Origin of the sequence: Actinomadura verrucosospora, assembly GCF_039540335.1 — a bacterium.
GTDB lineage: Bacteria > Actinomycetota > Actinomycetes > Streptosporangiales > Streptosporangiaceae > Spirillospora > Spirillospora verrucosospora.
In genome coordinates this window covers 245,832-267,489 of the sequence record NZ_BAABEV010000002.1, presented here as the reverse complement: position 1 = coordinate 267,489, position 21,658 = coordinate 245,832, and the positions used below count along the sequence as shown (strand labels likewise).

At 71.0% G+C, this 21,658-nt stretch carries 15 protein-coding genes and 1 pseudogene; 12 read left to right on the top strand and 4 right to left on the bottom strand.

Going from position 1 to position 21,658, the window contains the following annotated elements:
• Positions 1 to 352 precede the first annotated feature (352 nt).
• From dnaK to ABD944_RS03545, 8 genes are all read left to right on the top strand, one after another.
• Complete coding sequence (dnaK, locus tag ABD944_RS03580; RefSeq protein WP_345172322.1) at positions 353 to 2,230, top strand: molecular chaperone DnaK; 1,878 nt, start codon at positions 353 to 355, stop codon at positions 2,228 to 2,230.
• A complete protein-coding gene (locus ABD944_RS03575) occupies positions 2,193 to 2,789 on the top strand; it encodes a nucleotide exchange factor GrpE (RefSeq protein ID WP_345172320.1) in 597 nt (198 codons plus the stop codon). The genes dnaK and ABD944_RS03575 overlap by 38 nt, the downstream gene beginning before the upstream one ends.
• Positions 2,789 to 3,748: a DnaJ C-terminal domain-containing protein gene (locus ABD944_RS03570; protein ID WP_345172318.1), complete on the top strand. Its 960-nt coding sequence runs from the start codon at positions 2,789 to 2,791 to the stop codon at positions 3,746 to 3,748. Before ABD944_RS03575 ends, ABD944_RS03570 begins: the two co-directional genes overlap by 1 nt.
• The gene (locus ABD944_RS03565) at positions 3,748 to 4,092 is read left to right on the top strand and encodes a chaperone modulator CbpM (protein WP_345172316.1); all 345 of its coding nucleotides are present in this window, start codon (positions 3,748 to 3,750) and stop codon (positions 4,090 to 4,092) included. Before ABD944_RS03570 ends, ABD944_RS03565 begins: the two co-directional genes overlap by 1 nt.
• On the top strand, positions 4,074 to 6,689 hold the full coding sequence (clpB, locus tag ABD944_RS03560) for an ATP-dependent chaperone ClpB (protein WP_345172314.1): 2,616 nt from the start codon (positions 4,074 to 4,076) through the stop codon (positions 6,687 to 6,689). The genes ABD944_RS03565 and clpB overlap by 19 nt, the downstream gene beginning before the upstream one ends.
• Before the next feature lie 41 nt (positions 6,690 to 6,730).
• Positions 6,731 to 7,891: a glutathione-independent formaldehyde dehydrogenase gene (locus tag ABD944_RS03555; protein WP_345172312.1), complete on the top strand. Its 1,161-nt coding sequence runs from the start codon at positions 6,731 to 6,733 to the stop codon at positions 7,889 to 7,891.
• A 1-nt stretch (position 7,892) separates the two neighbouring features.
• Complete coding sequence (locus tag ABD944_RS03550; protein ID WP_345172309.1) at positions 7,893 to 8,441, top strand: type 1 glutamine amidotransferase domain-containing protein; 549 nt, start codon at positions 7,893 to 7,895, stop codon at positions 8,439 to 8,441.
• 193 nt (positions 8,442 to 8,634) lie between these two features.
• Positions 8,635 to 9,744, top strand: a complete 1,110-nt coding sequence (locus ABD944_RS03545; protein WP_345172307.1) for a hypothetical protein — start codon at positions 8,635 to 8,637, stop codon at positions 9,742 to 9,744.
• 117 nt (positions 9,745 to 9,861) lie between these two features.
• Here the strand turns inward: ABD944_RS03545 and ABD944_RS03540 are convergent, their stop codons facing one another.
• The 4 genes and pseudogenes from ABD944_RS03540 to ABD944_RS03530 all read right to left on the bottom strand — a co-directional run bounded on the left by ABD944_RS03540 (position 9,862) and on the right by ABD944_RS03530 (position 11,578).
• The gene (locus tag ABD944_RS03540; RefSeq protein ID WP_345172305.1) at positions 9,862 to 10,599 is read right to left on the bottom strand and encodes a zinc-binding dehydrogenase; all 738 of its coding nucleotides are present in this window, start codon (positions 10,597 to 10,599) and stop codon (positions 9,862 to 9,864) included.
• Between the two features lie 154 nt (positions 10,600 to 10,753).
• Positions 10,754 to 10,885: pseudogene (locus ABD944_RS42360) on the bottom strand (alcohol dehydrogenase catalytic domain-containing protein); the annotation flags it as partial.
• 31 nt (positions 10,886 to 10,916) lie between these two features.
• The gene (locus ABD944_RS03535; RefSeq protein WP_345172303.1) at positions 10,917 to 11,039 is read right to left on the bottom strand and encodes a hypothetical protein; all 123 of its coding nucleotides are present in this window, start codon (positions 11,037 to 11,039) and stop codon (positions 10,917 to 10,919) included.
• The gene (locus tag ABD944_RS03530; RefSeq protein WP_345172301.1) at positions 11,036 to 11,578 is read right to left on the bottom strand and encodes an SRPBCC family protein; all 543 of its coding nucleotides are present in this window, start codon (positions 11,576 to 11,578) and stop codon (positions 11,036 to 11,038) included. Before ABD944_RS03530 ends, ABD944_RS03535 begins: the two co-directional genes overlap by 4 nt.
• Before the next feature lie 840 nt (positions 11,579 to 12,418).
• Between ABD944_RS03530 and ABD944_RS03525 the strand changes: the two genes are divergently transcribed.
• The 4 genes from ABD944_RS03525 to ABD944_RS03510 are packed head-to-tail and all read left to right on the top strand — an operon-like array spanning position 12,419 to position 21,575.
• A complete protein-coding gene (locus tag ABD944_RS03525; RefSeq protein ID WP_345172299.1) occupies positions 12,419 to 15,115 on the top strand; it encodes a hypothetical protein in 2,697 nt (898 codons plus the stop codon).
• Positions 15,112 to 17,316: a WD40 repeat domain-containing protein gene (locus ABD944_RS03520; protein WP_345172297.1), complete on the top strand. Its 2,205-nt coding sequence runs from the start codon at positions 15,112 to 15,114 to the stop codon at positions 17,314 to 17,316. The genes ABD944_RS03525 and ABD944_RS03520 overlap by 4 nt, the downstream gene beginning before the upstream one ends.
• Positions 17,309 to 20,818, top strand: coding sequence for a hypothetical protein (locus ABD944_RS03515; protein WP_345172295.1), 3,510 nt, complete (start codon positions 17,309 to 17,311; stop codon positions 20,816 to 20,818). Before ABD944_RS03520 ends, ABD944_RS03515 begins: the two co-directional genes overlap by 8 nt.
• Positions 20,811 to 21,575 (top strand): hypothetical protein, encoded by a 765-nt coding sequence (locus tag ABD944_RS03510; protein WP_345172293.1) that lies wholly within the window; start codon positions 20,811 to 20,813, stop codon positions 21,573 to 21,575. The genes ABD944_RS03515 and ABD944_RS03510 overlap by 8 nt, the downstream gene beginning before the upstream one ends.
• The last annotated feature ends 83 nt before the right edge of the window (positions 21,576 to 21,658 follow it).

Below are 21,658 nucleotides of genomic sequence, written 5' to 3'. Positions count from 1 at the left end.
ATCCCGCCTCCCTGTCATCTCCTGACGGAGGAGAAGAAGAACTGCTTGCAGCATCCCCGCCCCGGGGGGCCGTCACATCGTCAGATCTTGTAGGCGTGGCTCGCCCGCGAACAGGCTGCCCGACCACGCCGGGCCGATGTTCCGATCTGCGCGCCGCCTTGCCCTGCCGCCATCCCCCCGCGACGAGTTCACCAACGCCCTTTGGTGGTGGGCGCCGAGCTCAGACCTACACGGTCAGTGGATGTGCCGGGCCCCCTGATGCCGCAACGTGGGGATGAAGGCATCGCCGTCTCCGGCAACGACGTACGCCATCTCGCCGGAGAGCGCGGTGAGGACCATCGGAGGGAACCTGATGGGTAGAGCAGTCGGCATAGACCTCGGCACCACCAACTCGGTCATCGCGGCGACGGAAGGCGGTGAGCCCCGGGTCCTCCCCAACGCGGAAGGGGCGCGGACGACCCCGTCCGTGGTGGCCTTCACCGAACAGGGAGAGAGGCTGGTCGGGCAGTTGGCCCGACGTCAGGCGATCATGAACCCGAAGGGCACGATCACCTCGGCGAAGCGCTTCATCGGACGGCGCTACGACGAGATCGAGACCGAGAAGGACGCGGTCTCGTTCGACGTGGTCGAAGGGTCCGACGGGACGGCACGCTTCGAAGTGCGCGGCAAGCAGTACGCGCCGGAGGAGATCTCGGCGCTGGTGCTGCGCAAGCTGGCGGACGACGCCGGCAAGTCGCTCGGTGAGAAGGTCACCGAGGCGGTCATCACCGTGCCCGCCTACTTCAACGACGCCCAGCGGCAGGCGACGAGCGACGCGGGGAAGATCGCCGGACTGGAAGTCCTGCGCATCATCAACGAGCCCACGGCGGCGGCACTGGCCTACGGCCTCGACAAGAAGGCCAACGAGACCGTGCTGGTGTTCGACCTGGGCGGCGGTACGTTCGACGTCAGCCTGCTGAACATCGGCGACGACGTGGTGGAGGTCCGCGCCACCTCCGGTGACGGTCACCTCGGCGGCGACGACTTCGACCGCCGGATCGTCGACCACCTCGCCGACGAGTTCCAGCGCGAGAACGGGATCGACCTCCGAGCGGACCCCCAGGCCCTGCAGCGGCTGTTCGAGGCCGCCGAGAAGGCCAAGGTCGAACTGTCCACGGTGACCCAGACGCAGATCAGCCTTCCGTTCATCACGGCCGACGCCAGCGGCCCTAAACACCTCAACACCTCGCTGATGCGCTCCGCGTTCGAGCAGATCACAGCGGACCTGATCGAGCGCTGCGTCGGCCCGGTGGAACGGGCGATGAGCGATGCCAAGGTCACCGCCGACGACATCGACGAGGTCATCATGGTCGGCGGGTCCACCCGGATCCCCGCCGTGCAGAGCCTCGTCCGCAGGCTGACCGGCGGCCAGGACCCCAACATGTCGGTCAACCCCGACGAGGTCGTGGCACTGGGCGCCGCGATCCAGGCCGGCGTCCTCAAGGGCGAGGTCAAGGACGTCCTGCTGCTCGACGTCACGCCCCTGTCGCTCGGCGTGGAGACCATGGGCGGGGTGATGACCAAGATCATCGAGCGCAACACGACCATCCCCGCCCGCCGCACCGAGACGTTCAGCACCGCCGAGGACAACCAGAACGCGGTCGACATCGTGGTCCTGCAGGGTGAACGGGAACGGGCCGCCGACAACCGGGTGCTCGGTCGCTTCCGGCTGGAGAACATCCGTCCCGCGCCGCGCGGCGAACCGCAGATCGAAGTGACGTTCGACATCGACGCCAACGGCATCCTCAACGTCTCCGCGCGCGACCAGGACACCGGCGCCGAGCAGCACATCACCATCAGCCAGAGCTCGAACCTCGACGAGAGCGAGGTCGAGCGCATGATCGCCGATGCGGAGCAGAACCGGCAGGAGGACGCCCGGCTGCGCGCGCAGGTCGACGCGCGCAACGAGCTGGACTCGGCCGTCTACCAGGTCGAACACCGGCTCGGTGAACTCGGCGACACGGTGCCCGTGCATGAGAAGTCGCGGGCCGAGGCGCTGATCGAGGACGCCCGGCAGGCCATCAAGGAGGAGGCGCCGCTGGACCGGCTGCGCACGCTCACCTCCGAACTCCAGCAGATCCTGCACGGCTTGGGAACGACCACCGGAGCGGGCGCGGGCGAGCGTCCCGCCGGAGCGACGACGGAAGGCTCGGATGACGATGTCATCGACGCCGAATTCACGACGGACTGAGCAGACCGGACAGCCGGCCGACCGCGACCGGTCAGTCGAGCGGCCAGAGAGCGCCGGGCAGGGGCCCGAGCAGGAGAAGGCCGCCGAGCCGACGGGCCGGGATCCCGGCGAGGTCGAACGGCTCAGGGCACGGGTCGAGGAACTCGAGGACCTGTGGCGGCGCGCGCTCGCCGACCTCGACAACCTCCGCAAGCGCATGGCACGCGAACTGGAGACGCAGCGCCGTGCCCAGCGGGCGGAGGCCACCGCGGCGTGGCTGCCGGTTCTCGACGACCTCGAACGCGCACTCCAGCACGCCGAGTCCGACCCGGCGAGCGTCGTCGAGGGCATTCGCAGCGTCCGGGACCGGGCCGTGGCGACCTTGCGCGACCTCGGTTATCCGCGTCGCGATGACCTGGGGGTCCCGTTCGATCCGGCCCGGCACTCGGCGGTCGCCGTGCGCACCGACCCCGATGTTCCGCCGGGCACGGTGGTCGAGGTGCACCAGCCGGGCTACGGCGACGACGAGAACCAGCTGCGTCCGGCGCTGGTGTCGGTGTCGGGCAAGGCCGGTGACTGATGGCCGTCCAAGATCCGTACGAGGTGCTCGGGATCTCCCGGGACGCCGACCAGGACGAGATCCAGCGGGTCTACCGCAAGCTCGCCCGGGCCCACCACCCCGACATCAACAAGGACCCCGGAGCCGAGGAGAGGTTCAAGGACGTCTCCGAGGCCTACGCCATCCTGTCCGACCCCGAGCAGCGCCGCCGCTATGACGCCTTCGGGCCCGACTTCCGGCGGGTTCCCGAAGACGTCGACCCGGACATGTGGGCACGCTCTCGTGCGGGTGCCGCCGCCGGCGCCGGACGCGCCGGACGCGCCGGGCCCTACGCCACCACGGGCGGCGGCCGCACCGGCGGGTTCGGCGAGGACATCGACCTGGAGGATCTGTTCGGTGGGATCTTCGGTGGCCGCGGGCGTGGCGGCGGCGGCTGGTCGGCCTGGTCCCCGTCGCAGGGCGCAGACCAGGAGGCCGAGATCGAGGTCAGCGTCGAGGAGGCATACCGAGGGACCAGACGCACCATCACCCTCGAACGTCCAGGAGGCCGGCAGACCCTCGACGTCACCGTTCCCGCCGGTGTGACCGACGGCCAGCGCATCCGGCTGGCCGGGCAGGGCGGGAGCGGCGACACCGCCGGCGACCTTTTCCTGGTGGTGCGGATCGCCCCCCATCCCCGCTACCGCGTCGAAGGTCGCGACATATACACCGACCTGCCGCTCGCTCCGTGGGAGGCCGCCCTCGGCACGACCGTGGCACTGCAGACGCCCGGCGGCGAGGCCAAGGTGAAGGTGCCCCCCGGCACGTCCAGTGGACGGCGGCTCCGGCTGCGCGGCCGCGGGCTGCCCAACCCCCGCGGCACCCCGGGCGACCTGTTCGCCGAAGTCCGGATCGTGGTGCCGCCCGAGCCATCCGAGACGGAACGCCGGCTGCTCGAAGAGCTCGCCTCGGCGTCACCGTTCGACCCGAGGAGATCGTGATGGTCCAGCTGCTGCCCGGCACGGTCTACGCCATCGTCCCGACCCGTTCCCGGCGGATGGACCTCGACGCCTTCGCCGAGGCCGCTGGAATCCATCCCGAGCTGGCACGCCGGCTGGTGCGTCTCGGGCTGCTCGATCCCGAACGCGACCGCTCCGGCCGGCTCTGGTTCCCGCCCGGGCAAGTCGCCGCATACGCACGCCTCGAACGCCTGCGGACGGGGCTCTGCCTCAACTACGCCGCGCTGGGACTCGTGGTCGAACTGCTCGACCGCGTCGCCGAGCTCGAGCGGGAACTGCGCATCCACCACCACACCGGAGGCCGACCGTGGACCCCAACCGCCTGACCCAGAAATCCCAGGAGGCCTTGCACGACGCCCAGACCAAGGCCTTGCGCTTCGGCCATGTCGAGGTGGACGGCGAGCACCTCCTGCTCGCCCTGCTCGACCAGCCCGACGGACTGGTCCCGCGACTGCTCACCGAGGCGAAGGCCGATCCGGCGCGGTTGCGCGAGGCGCTGGAGGCTGAGCTGGGACACCGCCCCAGCGTGAGCGGTCCCGGCACCGAGCCCGGCAAGGTCCTGGTGACCCAGAGGCTCTCCCGCCTCCTCGACACCGCCCAGCAGGAGGCCGAACGGCTGAAGGACGACTACGTCTCCGTGGAACACCTGGTCATGGCACTGCTGGAGGAGGGCTCGGCGACCGCGGCGGGACGGCTGCTGGGCCGTCAGGGCATCACCAGGGACTCCTTCCTGGAGGCCCTCACCCGGATCCGCGGGAACCAGAGGGTGACGTCCGCGATGCCCGAGGTCGCCTACGAGGCGCTGGAGAAGTACGGCCGTGACCTGGTGGCCGATGCCGCGGCGGGCAAACTCGACCCCGTCATCGGCCGGGACACCGAGATCCGCCGTGTCGTCCAGATCCTGTCCCGCAAGTCCAAGAACAACCCCGTGCTGATCGGCGACCCCGGCGTCGGCAAGACCGCCATCGTCGAAGGGCTCGCCCTGCGCATCACCAACGGCGACGTCCCCGAGGGCCTCCGCGACAAGACGATCTTCAATCTGGACATGGGCTCGCTCGTCGCCGGCGCCAAGTACCGGGGCGAGTTCGAGGAACGCCTCACCGCCGTGCTCAACGAGGTCAAGGCCGCCGAGGGCCAGATCCTGCTTTTCGTCGACGAGCTGCACAACGTCGTCGGCGCGGGCGCCACCGAAGGGGCCATGGACGCCGGCAACATGCTCAAGCCCATGCTCGCCCGCGGCGAACTTCACATGATCGGCGCCACGACCGTGGGGGAGTACCGCAAGCACATCGAGAAGGACGCGGCCCTGGAGCGGCGCTTCCAGCCCGTCCTGGTCGACGAGCCCACCGTGGAGGACACCGTCTCCATCCTGCGCGGCCTGCGCGAACGCCTTGAGGTCTTCCACGGTGTGAAGATCCAGGACGCCGCCCTCGTCGCCGCCGTGACGCTCAGCCACCGCTACATCTCCGACCGGTTCCTGCCGGACAAGGCCATCGACCTGGTCGACGAGGCATGCGCCATGCTGCGCACCGAGATCGACTCCCTGCCGGCGCCGCTGGACGAGCTCACCCGCCGCGTCATGCGGCTGGAGATCGAGGAGGCCGCACTGTCCAAGGAGGAGGACGCGGCGAGCAAGGACCGCCTGGAGAAACTACGGAAGGAACTGACCGGGCTGCGCGCCGAGGCAGACTCCATGCGCGCCCAGTGGGAGGCCGAGCGCCAGGCGCTCCGCAAGGTGCAGGCGCTGCGCCAGGAGATCGAACAGCTTCGGCAGGAGGCCGCTCGCGCCGAGCGCGACTACGACCTGAACCGTGCAGCCGAGCTGCGGCACGGCAAGCTGCCCGACCTGGAGCGGCGGCTGCGCGCTGAGGAAGAGCGATTGGCCGGCAAGCAGGGCGGCGGACGGCTGCTGCGCGAGGTCGTGACCGAGGAGGAGATCGCGGCGATCGTGTCGCGCTGGACGGGCATCCCGGTGAGCCGCCTGCAGGAGGGCGAGCGGGACAAGCTGCTCAAGCTCGACAAGGTTCTGCACGAGCGCGTGGTCGGACAGGAAGAGGCCGTCCAGCTGGTGTCCGACGCCATCATCCGCGCCCGCTCCGGCATCAAGGACCCGCGCCGCCCCATCGGCTCGTTCGTCTTCCTCGGCCCCACCGGCGTCGGCAAGACCGAACTGGCCCGCACCCTCGCCGCGGCCCTGTTCGACACCGAGGAGAACATGGTCCGCATCGACATGAGCGAATACCAGGAGCGCCACACCGTCAGTCGGCTGGTCGGCGCGCCCCCCGGCTACGTGGGATTCGAGGAGGGCGGCCAGCTCACCGAGGCCGTCCGGCGCAAGCCCTACTCCGTCGTGCTGTTCGACGAGATCGAGAAGGCGCACGGCGACGTCTTCAACACGCTGCTCCAGGTGCTCGACGACGGCCGCCTCACCGACGCGCAGGGCCGCACCGTCGACTTCCGCAACACCGTCATCATCATGACGTCCAACATCGGGTCGGAGCATCTGCTGCAGGGCGTCACCTCAGAGGGTGACATCGAGCCGGGCGCCCGCGACCGGGTGATGGGCGAGTTGCGCCGCCACTTCCGTCCGGAGTTCCTCAACCGGGTCGACGACATCGTCCTGTTCAAGCCGCTCACGCTGCCGCAGATCGAGCAGGTCGTCGACCTGATGTTCAACGACCTCCGCGCCCGGCTGGCCGACCGGCAGATGCGCCTGGCGATCGACGAGGACGCCCGGCGGCTGATCGCCGAGCAGGGCTTCGACCCGGTGTACGGCGCCCGCCCGCTCCGCCGCTTCATCGCCCGCGAGGTCGAGACCCGGCTCGGCCGCGCGCTCATCGCAGGGGATGTCCGGGACGGCGCGACCATCCACATCACCGTCGCGAACGGCGAACTGAACGTCCGCTACGAGAATCCGGTGTGACGGACCGGGTGAGTGAGGTAACTGCGACAAGGGGGGTAATCATGAAGGCAGTGGTGTACGAGGGACCGCGGCAGGTCAGCGTCAAGAATGTGCCGGACGCGCGGATCGAGCGGCCCACCGACGTACTGGTGCGGATCACGTCGGCGAACATCTGCGGCTCGGACCTGCACATGTACGAGGGCCGGACGGACTTCGAAACCGGCCGCTCGTTCGGACACGAGAACCTGGGCCGGGTGGTGGAGGTAGGTGACGGGGTCGACAAGGTCCGGGTGGACGACTGGGTCGTCCTGCCTTTCAACATCGCGTGCGGACATTGCAAGAACTGCGAGCGTCAGCTCACGAACTACTGCCTGACCGCTCAGCCTGAGCCGAAAATGGCCGGCGCCGCGTACGGCTTCGCCGACATGGGCCCCTACAGCGGCGGACAGGCCGAGCTGTTGCGCGTGCCCTGGGGTGACTTCAACTGCCTGCGGCTGGGCGAGGACGCCGAGCAGCGCCAGACCGACTACGTGATGCTCGCCGACATCTTCCCCACCGGCTACCACGCCACCGAGATGGCCGGCGTGCGGCCCGGCGACCAGACGGTCATCTACGGCGCGGGTCCGGTCGGGCTGATGGCCGCCCTCTCGGCGACCATCCGAGGGGCGAGCAAGGTGATGGTCGTCGACCGGCATCCCGACCGGCTGCGACTGGCCGAGTCGATCGGCGCGATCGCCATCGACGACTCGAAGGTCGACCCGGTGCAGGCCGTTCTGGACGAGACGATGGGCCTGGGCGCGGACAACGGCTGCGAGTGCGTCGGCTACCAGGCGCACGAGCCCGACGGGCAGGAGCAGGCCAACCTGACGATGAACCGGCTGGTCGCCTCGGTGCGCTTCACCGGGAACATCGGCAATGTCGGCGTCTTCGTGCCCCAGGACCCCGGGGCCGCCGACGAGCTGGCCAGACAGGGCAAACTCGCCTTCGACTACGGCATGTTCTGGTTCAAGGGCCAGCACATCGGCACCGGCCAGGCCCCGGTCAAGAGGTACAACCGGCAACTGCGCGACCTGATCGCCGCGGGCAAGGCCGAACCGTCCTTCATCGTCAGCCACGAGCTGCCCCTCGACCGCGCGCCGGAGGCCTACGAGCACTTCGACAAGCGAGACGACGGCTGGACGAAGGTCGTCCTGCACCCGGAGATGGCGGGGGCGGGTGCCTGACATGACTGGAGAGCTGAACGGGCGCCGGATCGCCATCCTCGCGGCCGACGGGGTGGAGCGAGTCGAGCTGGAGCGGCCGCGGCAAGCGCTGGACGACGCCGGCGCCCGCACCGTCGTGGTCTCCATCACCAGCGGCGAGATCCAGGCGCGCGACCACGACCTCGAAAACGCCGGAACCTTCCCGGTAGACCAGCTGGTCGGCGATGTGTCGGTCGACGACTACGAGGCGCTGCTCCTGCCGGGCGGAACGGTGAACCCGGACAAACTGCGGATGGAACCCGCCGCGGTGCGGTTCGTCCGGGACTTCGTCCAGTCGGGCAAGCCGGTCGCTTCGATCTGCCACGGCCCGTGGAACTTCGTCGAGGCCGACGTCGCGCGGGATCGTCGGCTGACCTCGTGGCCGAGCGTGCGCACCGACCTGCGCAACGCCGGGGCCGAGGTGGTCGACGAGCCGGTCGTCACCGACGGCAACATCACCACGAGCCGGTCGCCCGACGACTTGCCGGACTTCTGCGAGCGCATCGTGCAGGAGTTCACCAAAGCCCCGTAGGCCACCGCCACTGCACGTCGGACGCACGTTCGTCGACCACGAACGTGCGTCCGTCCCAGCGTTTGCCTCCGGCTCTGGATAGCCGATCAGCAGATTGCTTCCCCTCAGAGCGGATCCGGTCCCCGGCACATGTGTCGCGCGACCGCGGGTAGCCAGACGTGGAATTTCATACGGCTACCGGTGGGGAGCGTCCATGGCCGCCAGTGATCAGCAACGGCCGGAGATCGTCGTCGGGCTCGTGGCGACCCCGCCGGACTATCCGGCCAAGGTGGTGGCGCGACTCACCGCTGAGCTGGCCGGCCTGCTCGGCGAACGGGTGGACGCGGACGTGCGGTGGACCGTCCGGGAAGGCTGGGGTGAGGTGGCCCCCCGCCGCGACGGCGGCGTTGAGGCGCTACTGGACGATCTCGCCCGCCGGCGCGCCGACGCCCGGTGGGACGTCGCGATCTGCCTGACCGACCTGCCGCTGCACACCGACGGGGTGCCGCTGGTCGCGCGGACGTCCGCCCGGCGCGGAGTCGCGCTGGTGTCCTTGCCCGCGCTGGGGCTGCGCCATCTGCGAGCGGTCCGCGCCGCCGTTCCGGAGCTCGTGGGCCGGCTGCTCACTGACGCTCGCCAGGACCGGGTACCGCCGGCCGGCGAGGCACCGGGCGAGCTGGCCAGCCAGGTCGGCGCCATTCACCGGGTGGTCGGCGAGACCGATGCCGGGGAACTGGGTTACGTCGCCTCACAGTTGATCGGCCGGGTGCGGCTGGTGACCGGGATGGTCCGGGCGAACCGCCCGGGGCGGGCCCTGCTGGGCCTGTCCAAGCTACTGGTCGGTGTCTTCGGCACGGCCGCGTTCGCGCTCACCACCAGCACCATCTGGGAGATGGGCGATGCGCTGGGCCCACTCCGCCTCACCGCGATCATGATCCTCGGGCTGACCGCACTGGTGGCCTGGCTGATCATCGCGCACGACCTGTGGGAGAAACCGGACCGGGAGACACCGGCCGAGCTGGCCCGGCTGTTCAACGTGGGCACGATCCTCACCCTCACCCTGGCCACCGCGGTGTCCTATCTGGTGTTGTTCGCCGGAACGATTCTCGCCGCGGCGCTGTTGATCGACGCACCGGTGCTGGAGCAGACCCTGCAGCGGCCGGTCGATTCCACCGACTACCTGATGCTGGCCTGGATCATCAGCTCGATGGCCACCGTCGGCGGCGCGATCGGCTCCGGGCTGGAGGACGAGGACACGGTCCGGGCCGCCGCCTACGGCTACCATCCCGACCCCGGCGGCTGGCGGGACGAGAAGGACGGGTAGCTCCCGCCTTCACAGCAGCACCCGTCCGCACTGCCGGGCGGCACCGCAAACCGGCATCGCCGGAAAGACCCGCAGCCGGCCACCGCGCTCGCCGCGGCGGCCGGCCGGGGAGGGCCGTCAGGGTTTGAGGACGACCTTCTCGCAGTCGTCCTGCTTGTTCTTGAAGAGCTCGAAGCCGCGTTCCGCCTCGTCGAGCGGCAGCGTGTGGGTGATGATCCGGGTCGGATCGAACTCTCCGCGCTCGATGCGCCGCAGCAGCGGCTTCATGTAGCGCTGTACGTGGCACTGACCGGTACGCAGGGTCAGCGACCGGTTCATCCACGCGCCGGCGGGAAACTTGTCCAGCAGGCCCCCGTAGACGCCGATCACCGAGACCACGCCGCCGCTGCGGCACGACAGGATCGCTTGGCGCAGCGCGTGCGGGCGCTCGGTCTCCGACCGTACGGCCTGCTTGACCCGGTCGTAGGCGGCGATGTGCGCGCTGCCGTGGGAGGCCTCCAGGCCGACCGCGTCGATGCACTTGTCCGGTCCCCGGCCACCGGTCAGTTCGAGCAGCCGGGACCGTACGTCGACCTCCTCGAAGTTCACCGGCGTATGGCCCGCCCGTTCGGCCATCCGCAGCCGGTAGGGCTCCTTGTCGATGGCGATGACCTTCGCGGCTCCGAGCGCCCGGGCGCTGTCCATGGCGAACTGGCCGACCGGGCCGGCACCCCACACCGCCACCACGTCACTGGGCTGGATGTCGCACATCTCGGCGCCCATGTAGCCGGTGGGCAGGATGTCGGAGAGGAACAGCACCTGCTCGTCGGTCAGGTCGGACTCGATCTTCAGCGGACCGACATCGGCGAACGGCACCCGCGCGTACTGCGCCTGTCCGCCCGCGAAGCCGCCGGTCAGATGCGAATAACCGAAGATTCCGGCGACCGGGGTGACCGAACATCTTCTCCGCGACCCCGGCGTTGGGGTTGGAGTTCTCGCAGCAGGAATACAGCTCGGCGGCGCAGGCGGCGCACGCGCCGCAGGCGATCGGGAACGGCACCACGACCCGGTCTCCGACGCGCAGCCGGTCCGGATCGACGCCCGCGCCGACCTCGACCACCTCGCCCATGAACTCGTGGCCCATGACGTCGCCGTCCTGCATCGTGGGCACGTACCCGTCGACCAGGTGCAGGTCAGAGCCGCAGATCGCGGATAGAGGTGATCCGCACGATGGCATCGCGCCTGTTCAGGATCGTCGGGTCCGGCACGTCGCGGACCTCGACCTTGTTGCGGCCCGCCCAGGTGTTCGCTCTCACTCGTCCGCTCCCTTCGCGAGCTCGGATTCCGAGAGCGGTTGCGCTGGACGCTGCGGGAACTCCTTGCGGGCCCGCTTGCCCCACGGGGCGCCGTCGGACCGGACCACCTCGCCGGTCTCCAGCACCTGCTTGAGCCGGCGCAGGTCGTCGTCGAGCTGCTGGTGCGGTTCCTCGCCGAAGTACTTGGCGACCGTCTTGCCGACCGTGCCGCCCGGAATGTCGTACACCAAGCCGACATGCACCTCGGTGCTCGCACCGTCCGGGGCCGGCATGAACCGGACCGTGCCGGAGTTCGGCACGTCGGCGTCGCCCGTCGACCGCCACCCGATCTTTTCGCCGGGAGCCTCGTCGGTGATCTCCGCGTCCCACTCGACGTCCTCGCCGAACGGGGCGCTGGCGACCCAATGGCTCCTGCGGTCACCGGTGCCGCGCACCTCCGCGAGATGTGCCATGAACGTCGGCAGGTTCTCCAGATCGCGCCAGAACGCGTAGACCTCCGGTACGGGTTTGCGAATGGTCGTCGTGGCCGTCAGTTCCATGGACCTTCCTCTGCATATGCCCCGCACCCCCAGCAGCAGGCGATGTCCTTCGCCTGCCTGGCCGGCGCGCCGGTCAGCAGGTCCGCCACCCTGATCCGACGACGGCGGCACCGACGAGCCGCCGCCGAATGCGCCGCCCGGTGGACGCTGGCCAGCCGAGCGAGATCAGGTTTACCGCGTCACCCACGATCCAGGGCGCGGCTGATCACGCTCTGCCTACCCCTCGAAATGCCCCCAACCCACCTATCGATCACTGTCTGTGACGCACCGTTTACCCAGGCCGCCGCACCATGGCGTCGATTCACAGGGCAGCCCAGCTGACGCAGCCCACCCGAGCGCAGACCATCTGCGCCACCGCAACCCGACACATCCGAGGGATGACACAGCACGACCAGCAAGGCTGACTTCCTTCGCACGCCTTTATCGTGCGCCCGGACCGTGGAGCGCCCGGCGTGAGGCCATGTGTGGCCTGAACGCCATTACGCGCTTTGCGCGTCTTGACTCCAGGATCGCCACTCCGGAGTCTGGCCTGTACGAGTTGGGTTTCCCGCCACGCGCAGTATGTCGCCCGCGATGCGCCGTCCATGTGGCTGAGTGGCCAGCTCCTCAGGAGGTGGCCCATGGAGTTGTCCACCGAGATGCTGCGCGCGCTTGCCGACGTCGATGCCGACCGGTGTCTTGGCCGTACGAATCCTGGTGTCGCATCCCGAGGAGCCGCCCGCAGGGCCGCCGGATTCGCATCGGCCCGGCTCCGTGAGCGGGTGCATGTGGCTTCCCGGCGGTGGCGGCCGCGCTCGGAGTCACCTTGGGAGATGAGGGTGATGTGACGGGGACGAGGCGATGATCAGGGCGTTGGTGGCGCGACCGGCGGACCACCTGCTGCTGGGGGTGGAGTGGTCCGGCATGACCGTCACCGGCGGAGGGGCGGCGCTGGTGGCCGACCCGGGCGGCGGGGTTCTCACGCTCTGGTTTCCGCCACAGCACCTGGCCGAGGAGACGATCGCCGAGACCGCCGGGGCCGCCGGGCGGCGGCGGGCGCGGCTGTCCGGGTCGAGCGCGCTGCGGTTCGTCGTGCCGGCCGGGAACAGGGTCGAACTCACCGTGGAAGGCCTGGTCCGGGCCGCCGGCGAGCTCGCCGTCGACGCCGGTAGCGTGGTTGAGCTGCCGTGGCGGCTGAAGGTCCGCCCCCAGGGCCAGGGCGGACGCCCGCTGCGGGCCGGCCACCCTGTCGGCACGGTCCCGGATGAGACCAACCCGCTGTGGCGTACCCGGTTGCACGCTTCCGAGCCCGGCTCGGGGGTGGAGCTCGTGGTGGTGGACGGGACGGCGGCAGGCATCGGCGACCCTCCGGACTTCGTGCCGGCGCTCGACCGGTTCGCCCGGCAGTCCCTTGCCGAGCTGACGGGCAATGCGCCGGCGCGGTCACGCCTGTTCGAGCTGAGCGCGCTCGGGGGCTCCCTCGTGGCCTCCGGACGCTGGCCGGAGGCGGAATGGGACCACAGCGCCGTACTCGGCCGGGACATGTCCGTCCGCTTCCTCGCCCGCGGCTACCTCTACCCGTTCGGGCACCGGGCCGTCTACGAGAAGTCGGTGGTGCGCGCCTTCGATGCGGCCGAGCAGGTCGCGGTGCTTCGCCACGCCTACCAGCTCACGGTCGTCGAGCCAGTACGCGGCCGGTCTCGGGACCCGGCCATCCGCCGCCGGTTCCCCTTCGACGAGGTGGAGGTCTCCCGAACCGTCTTCACCGAGCTCGAGCACCCCGACTGGCAGAGCTTCGATGCCGGGGACGGACAGCGCAGGGACACGTACTTCCGGCCCATGGCCTCGGCCGGGCAGCCCCTCCTCTTCCCGGTGGAGTGCCACGCGCCGAACGGACCCGTCCGGCTCGAAGTCCCGCTCGTGTTCGTCGCGGACCGGTCGCTGGACACCTCGGCGGCCTCGCGGCTCGCCGAGGAACTCGGGAGGTTCTACGGCCGGGTCACGGTCACGATCCCGCCAACCCCGCTCGACCTCGCCCGGGCGCCCGAGGCCGCACCGGCGGACGTCCACCTGGTCCGCGGCTTCACGCTCGGCGGCCGGTTCGACCACGCCGATCCGGGCGCCGTCCTCGAGGAGCTGGAGATGACGCTGCCGGCGCTGGGACGGCTGCTGGACCAGGCCGACGCCTACCACCCGTTCCGGTACACCGACGCCTTCGCCGAGCAGGGCGAGTCGGCGTTCGCGATGCTCGAGCTCGCCGCAGGCGAGGCGATACCGATCGACTTCGCGGGGCGGGCGGAGCGTTCCGGCGGGCTGGCGGCGCTGGCGTACCGGGTCAACGCGATCTCCCGGGACTACGGCCCCGTCAAGGCCGCCGCGGGCGCCCTGGTGTCCTCCCCGGCCGGCCTGTTCGACGCCGGGGCCGGCCTGCTCGGCTACCCGCTGCGCGAGATCATCGAACGTATCGACGTGCCTCCGATGATCACATCGGAGATGCGGCCGGGCCGCGGTCCGGTCGTCACGATGAGCTGGTCGCAGCCGGGCGCCGTCACGTTCCGGAAGAACCTTCCGGGATTCGTCGCCACGGACACCACCCGTCTCGAACTGAACGTGGTCGCGTCCGACACCGGCACGAGCGCGACCTGCACACTGCATGACTTCGGGCTGCGGCTGCCCACGTCCAACCCGCTGCTCGAGCTGTCGTTCGCGAAGATGACGTACGTCCGGCGGACCGGGCCCGAGCCGCCGGACCAGGGCGCGCCTCCCAACGGGCTCACCGTCGAGGGCCTCGGGGCGAAGCTGCTGGGCGGCCTGAAGCTGCTCCAGGAGCTGGGCGACAACGTCGCGATCGGCGCCGCCGGGCCGAAGATCACACCGTCCACCGACGGGGTCGCGGTCGATTACACGCTGCCGCTGCCCGCCGTGACATGCGGCGTCTTCGTGATGCGCAACATGCTGTTCCGGGCCGGCGTCGACGTGTCCTTCACCGGCGCGTCACCCGTGGTCGTGCTCGGTTTCTCCGGCCGGACGAACCCGTTCGTGCTGACCGTGATGGCGTTCGGCGGTGGCGGCTACCTGGAGCTCGCCGCGGACCAGAACGGGCTGCGGCGGCTGGAGGCGGCGCTGGAGTTCGGGGCGCTGGTGGCCGTCGAGTTCTACGTCGCGCGCGGCGAGGCCCACATCCTCGGCGGGGTGCGGTTCGTCTGGGACTCCGGCGAGCTGGAGGTCAGCGGCTACCTGCGGATCGGCGGCGCCCTGGACGTGCTGGGGCTGGTCTCGGTCTCGGTGGAGTTGAGGCTGGAGCTGACGTACCGGTCGGCGACGAACGACTTGGTGGGCCGCGCCACCGTGATCCTCGAGATCGAGGTCCTGTTCTGGTCGGAGCGTGTGGAGCTGGACAGCGGCGAATGGCGCCTGGTCGGCGGGGGCGCGCCGGCACTCACCCGGCCCGCGGCCTTCGCGGCCCTCACCGCCGACGGCGACCACGACCCGGGGCTGGAGAACTGGCGGCGGTACCGCAGCCGCTTCGCGCCCGCGCCTTCGAAGGAGGAGCCGTGAGCAGCGTCCCCCCGGTCGCCGAGTTCGACCTGCCGTTCGCCCCGGACCGGCTGTTCTGGACGGACGGCGATCATCTGCTGGCCGCCCGTACCGGGACCACGGATCCCCCGCTGAAGCTGTCGGTGCCCGGCGGGCAGGCTCAGCCCGCGTGGGGAGAGGATCCGAGCGGCCTGCCCCGCGGCACCCTCACCGCGATCACGGTCCAGGCCGCGTACGGGGTCTGCGCGTACGCCGAACGGATGCAGGTTCCGCACGACACCGAGCCGTTCCAGCGGCTGGTGGGGCTCAACGTGCACACCGGCGAACGGTTCTGGCAGCGGCAGTACCAAGGCGCGAGGGACCTCGCCTTCGGCGACGTCGGAGATCCGTTCCTGTTGGCGTGGACCGATGACGGGTTCCTCGCCTACGCGATGGAGCCGGGCGATCCTGCCGGGTGGACCAGGTCCGTGTCGCTGCTGCTGAGCCAGCCGTGGTGCCTGGGACCCGACGGCTCGCCCTCGTTGCTCGCGTACGGCTCGCCACCCTCGATCGTCGACTGCGCTACCGGCGAGCCGCGACCTTCGAAGCAGACGCGGCCCCTCCTCGGCGAGTGCCGGCAGCTGAAGTGGGCCACCGGCGAGATCCTCCTCGCGGTGGGCGAGTCCTTCTGGGTGGACGAAGCGGGTGGCGAGCCCGGCACCTCCGGCTGGATCATGGAGTTCGAGGGCGACGGGTACGTCGAGTACCGGCTCCCGGCCGGAGATTCGGTCGGCTACCACGGCATCGCCACCAGTCCGTCCGGGAAGTTCGTGGCCTACGCCTCGGGCTCCGAGCTCACGGTCCGGACGCTGCCCGGGCTGGCCCCGGCGAAGGATTTCCGTACGCTGCGGCTGGACCCGGCCGCGGGCAGGCCACGCTGCGTCCGATTCAGCCCCGACGGCGGGCTGCTGGCCGTGAACGCCACCCCGTCCGGCCCAGGGGTGACGCTGCTCGAGGCCGGCACCGGCGCCTGCCTTTGGCGGCATGACGGCGAGGCCGGCCGGATCGAGTTCAACCCCTCCGGCACCCGGATCGCCCTGTGCGGCGGCAACCGGGTCACCTGCTACGACATCGACGACGTCGCGGCGGCCGCGTGGACCCACCGGCAGCAGTGGGAGCGGCGCGGCACCCCGTACCGGATGGTGCTCGCCACGATCCCGGACTCCCAGGCGCCCGAGCGGGAACGGACCTGGATCGGCGTGGTCGGTGCGGGCGATGGGCCCGGCGGCTTCGAGTACTTCCGCAGGCTCGGCGACGCCGTACCCCTCTACGAGAGCGAGCCGGACGCGCGGGTGCTCGGCCTGGCCGTGAGCCCGAGCGGTGACCACTGCGCGGTGTGGCTTGCCGAGACAAGACTCGTGGCCCGTACGCTGCTCGGCACGCCGTTGCAGTCCTGGCCGCGGCGCCCCTCCGCCGCCACCCGGGCCCCGCGCGAGGCGGCGTTCGTCGACGACCGGCGGCTCGTCGACGTACGCGGCGACACGTGGTTGCGGTTCTACGACGTCAACGAGCAGGACCCGACGAGCGTGCAGTTCGACGAACCGCTCGAGCGGGTCGCGGCGCTTCCGGCCGAATCACCCGACGACGCGGTGATCGCGGTGGCGAGCCGGAACCACTGCCGCCTGCTGCGCCACGACGGCGAGCAGATCCTCGAGAAGCCGATCGACGTCGACGGCAAGATCACCTCTCTGGCGTTCGCCGTGCCCGGCGAAGGGAGCGCCAAGCTGGTGATCACCAGCGGCAACGCCGACGCCGCGCTGGTGCTCGTGGACATCCGTACCGGCCTCACCGAGACGATCCCCCACCACACGGGGATCGACCAGGTCGCGGTGAGCCCGGATGGCCGGCTGCTCGCGACCGCGGCGGGCAACGACGTGCGGGTGACCTCGGTCTCCTCCCCCGGTGACGCGCACACCGCGTGGCGGCTGCCGTACCCGGTCACCCGGCCGGTGTTCTATCCGAAGGGACGCGCCCTGCTCGTGGCGACCGAGCAGCCGTACCTGTACATGTTCGACCTTGACGGCGAGGCGGTCGGACGCGGGGTTCGCGACGACGCGGACGCCTTCTGGTGGGGTCCGGTGGCCGGCGTTTCCCACGACCTGGGATTCACCGCCGACGGCAGGGTGCTCACCGTCGCCTGCGAAGACGGAGTCCATTTCTACCGAGGCCGGGGCGATGAGTGACCTGGTGCTGATCGCGGTCCCGAACCGCCTGCTCACCCCGGCCGACGTGCCCGGCCACGAGATCGGCCGGCCCGCCGTGCTGCGGGTCGTCGTGGTTCCGAGGCTCGACGGCGACTCCCTGACGGCCGAAGGCCTGGACACGTGGCCGAGGATGCTGCTCGACGACCTGGACTTCCGGCTGTACGTCAAGAATCCCTCAGGCGTCCAGGCGACACGGTTCCGCCCGGTGCTGTACGACTCCGTGGCCCGCCAGGACGTCTGGGACGCCGTGTTCCGGGGCGACGCGGCCAGGCTGTTCGCGGGCCTGCGTGAGCCGGACAGCGCCCTGGTGACGCCCCGGTACGGCGACGCCCAGCGGATCGGCCTGACGTACCGCGAGGTGAGCGAGGCGCTGGCCGAACCCGACGGCGCCCCCGACCTGGCGCGGTATCTGCGGCCGTGGGCCGCCGTCCCTCCGCCGGAACCGCCGCGGGACTCGCCGCTGCTGGACTCGGCCATGGACTTCCGGCGCACGTTCGGGCTGATCCGCGAGCATCCGGAGGTGCTGCGTGACCTCGGGCTGGTATTCGAGCTGCTGATCGACGCCGGCGAGCTGGACGACGGCGATCGGCTGTCGGTGCGCGCGTACGGCACCGACCTCGTGCTCACCTCGCCGTGGACGTGGTACGAGCTCGACACGGAGGGATTCTGGCCGGGTGCCGGCCCGGAACGGGCCGGTGACGTACGGCGGGGGGTCGTCGACCTGTCGGACGCACCGCGGATCGACCTGGTGGACGAGACGCGCGACACGCCGCCCTGGGCGATCGCGACCTTCGACGTGGACGGCGGGGTGATCGGACTGCGGGCGGCCGCACGGCTGCTCGCCTCCGGCACTGATCCGGCCGGGCCCTCCGCGCCGAGCGGGCCGGGCGCACAACTGCCCGCGTTACGGTCGGCCGGGCTGATGCTGATCCGCCCTGACCGGCAACGCGAGTTCGAAGACCGACTCGACCGGGCCGCCCTGCGCGCCCACAACCGCGTCCACGCCACCGACGGCAACGCGGAGGACGAACTGGACGCCACCGATCTGGTGCTCGGCTATCGAGTGGACGTGTTCGACGCCGACGACCCCCGGTGGCGGTCGTTGTGCGCACGCGAGGCCGCCTACTCGGTGCTCGACGCGGCGGGCGACCGTATCGAGATCGGGACCGGGCGGGGCCGCCGGGAGGAGGGCCACGTCAAGCACCTGGCCGCCGTACGCGGCGAGGACGGCGTGATACGCGCGGACGAGATCGTGGTGCGGTGGGACGGCTGGAGCCTCGCGGTGCCGCCTCCCGAACTCGCCCACCGTCCCGACCGGACCTGGCAGGCCGCCGCCCCGCGCATGGCCGCCCCGTACAACCTGGACTGGAGCTTCGACGTGCCGGAGGGGGCGCTCCCCCGGCTCCGTTTCGGCCGGCGCTACCGCCTGCGCGTGCGCGTGGCGGACATCGCCGGCGGCGGCCCTGATCTGGACGCCGTCACCGACGCCTGCGCCAGCGACGAGATCGCCTACCGCCGGGCCGAGCCGGTGGCGCCGCCCCGCCTGCACGTGGACTCCGCACCGCTGCCGGGCGCGGCCGTCGACCACCTGGTGATCCGCAGCGACCAGGGCATGACCGCCGAGGAGTTCGCCGCCGCCGAACCCCGCTACGCCGCCCGGGACGCCTGCACGCTGCATCCCCCGGCGGCCGTGTTCGCGCTGATCGAGCAGCACGGCGTATTCGACTCGATGACCGATGCCGAGAGTTGGCGGCTCGCCGCGCAGGCGTTGCGGGTCGCGCCCGGCGACCAGCCCGCGCTCTCTCTGCCGGACCCGGCGGCCGCCGGGGTGGCCGCGTACGCCGGCGGGCCGTGGTCGGCGGCGGACTGGCGCCCCTGGCCGGGCACCGACTCCAAGACCGTCGTGGTCGGGGACCACGTGCCCGAGGGCACCGGGGTCGCGCTCAGCTGGGAGAACGACGATCGGCTCCGGATCGACCTGGCTCCCGGGGAGAGCGCCGACGTCGAGCTCTCCTCCACGGTCACGCCGGGCTTCCTCCCGCACTTCGCCGTCCACGAGTGGCTCGGGCCGCGCGCCGCCCCCGGCGGAGTCACCAGCGGGAACGCGCTCCGGGGGCGGCACCCGCTGCTCTCGCCGCCGGTGACCGTGCACGCCGTGCACGCCGTACGCCGGCCCAGGATCGCCCCGGTATGGCGGGATTTGCAGGCGACTCGCGGCGAGGGCGACACGGCGGCCATCGTCACGGCGGAATTCGCCGAGGACGGGCTGCACACCGCCAGCACGGGCAGGGTGGAGGTCGCCGCCGCCTGGGAGGAATGGTCGGACGACTCCGTACAGCCGATGACGGCAGGCCACGTGCACGACCGGGACGTCGACCGTGACCAGGCGCCGCGACTGCGCTTCGCGCACCAGCTCGGTGACACCCGGCATCGCGACGTCACCTACACCGCCAAGGCGGTGAGCCGCTACCGGCCGTACTTCGCCCCGGAGGACCCGCCGGGGGCGTTCGAGCTCCTGGGCGAGCCGCGCACCGTGGTGGTGCCGTCGTCCGCCCGGCCGCCGAAACTCGAGGTGCTTGCGGTGCTGCCCGGTTTCCGTTGGTCGGAGGAGACCGGGCCGGACCGGATCGTACGCCGCCGCTCCGGCAACCGGTTGGTGGTCGAGCTGGCCCGCCCCTGGTACGCGACCGGTGCGGGCGAGTGCCTGGGCGTGGTCGCGTCCGAGAGCCCCGGCGATGCCGCGCATCTGGTCACCGAGCTGGCCGGAGACCCCGTCTACGCATCGCCGCGCGTCGGCCGGTACCCGGGAGCCGAGTGGTTCGGCGGCGAGGCGCGTTCCGTGCGGCTGCCCGGCGGTGAGCTGACCGCATCGGTGATCGCGTGCCCGGTCACCTTCCAGGGCGACGCGTGGCGCGCCGAGGTGGCGCTGACCCCGCCCGCCGACATGCGCGCGTACCGGCCCTTCGTACGGCTGGCCGTGGCCCGCTACCAGCCGTACAGCCTGCCGGCGCTGGAACTGTCGCCGGTGGCCACGACGGAGCGGGTGCCGCTCCTGCCCGACCGGGAGATCGTCGTCGAGCGCGCCGGGGGACGGCTGCTCGTCCGGGTGCACGGCGTCGGGCCGCGGCCGCCGAACCGAGTCGAGGTCGGCATCGACGAGGCCCCGGACGGCGGCCCGGCGCCGGAGCTGATCGCGGTCGACCCCGCCACCGACCCCGGCCTGCCCGCGTGGCGCCCGCTGCCGACGTTCACGCGGACCGGCGACGCGTCCGGCGCGCCGATCGAGCTGCCGCTGCCGCCCGGAGGCCGGCCGCTGCGGCTGCGCGTGCGGGAGGTCGAAGACCTGACTCCGCTCGGCGATCTCGCGGCCCCGGAGGAGGGCCTCGGCGCGCAGCCGCCGGAGCTGACCGAACGCACGGTGTTGATCGACCACATCCCGATCCCGGGCGGATGGCCGCCGGAAGGGGACGACCATGGGTGAGCTGGAGATCTGGGTGGACACAGGCGGACTGACCCAGACCCCGCCGATCGATGTGAACGTCGCCGACGACGGGTCGGGGATGCTGCGCGGCACGATCAACTTCGTCATCCACAACGCGGGCACGGACCCCGTCACCGCGACATTCGACATCCTGCCGGACGAGGGGACCCCGGCTTCGTGGTTCCGGGTCGAGACCGACCAGTTCACGGTGGCCGCGGACGCCTACGTCCAAGCCGGCGTGCAGATCATCATGCCGGCCGAGGGCGGGTACGAGCGCCACCACCTACGGGGACGCGTGCGATCACCTGGTCTCACACCGGCCGTCAGCGAACAGGGTCGCTTCTCCCGGCCACTCCCGCCGGGATGGGGAGGGACCTCGTATCCGGATACCTACCTCGACCTCTCCGACGGCGGCCGCGAAATCTTGTTCAAGTTCCGCGGTCCTGGCATGGATGCGTCTCTACGCTTCAACATCGGAGCACCGGACCCGGAATCGGCCGGCTGGTTCAGCGTGCAGCCGGCGACAGACAGTCCTGGGCCTTTCGGGCTACCGCCCACTTGGGACGGGAGTTTCGCCTGGCGTGTGGTCGTGGACGCCGACGCGCTCATCGCCTCGGGGCGGCCTGGGGTGTGGCTCCAACCATGGGTAGATATCGAGTACTTCCCTCCCATCTCGGAAGGGGACACCTCCATCCCGTCCCCTGAATGGAGGCCGTGCGGGTACTGGTTCGGCTATGGCGTAGAGGTCGGCGGCTGATGAGCACGTCGTAGGCAGGATGCTCACGGGATGACCGGAGGCACCGCACGGAACTCGGTGCGAGCCGTGTCGTGTTGACTTTG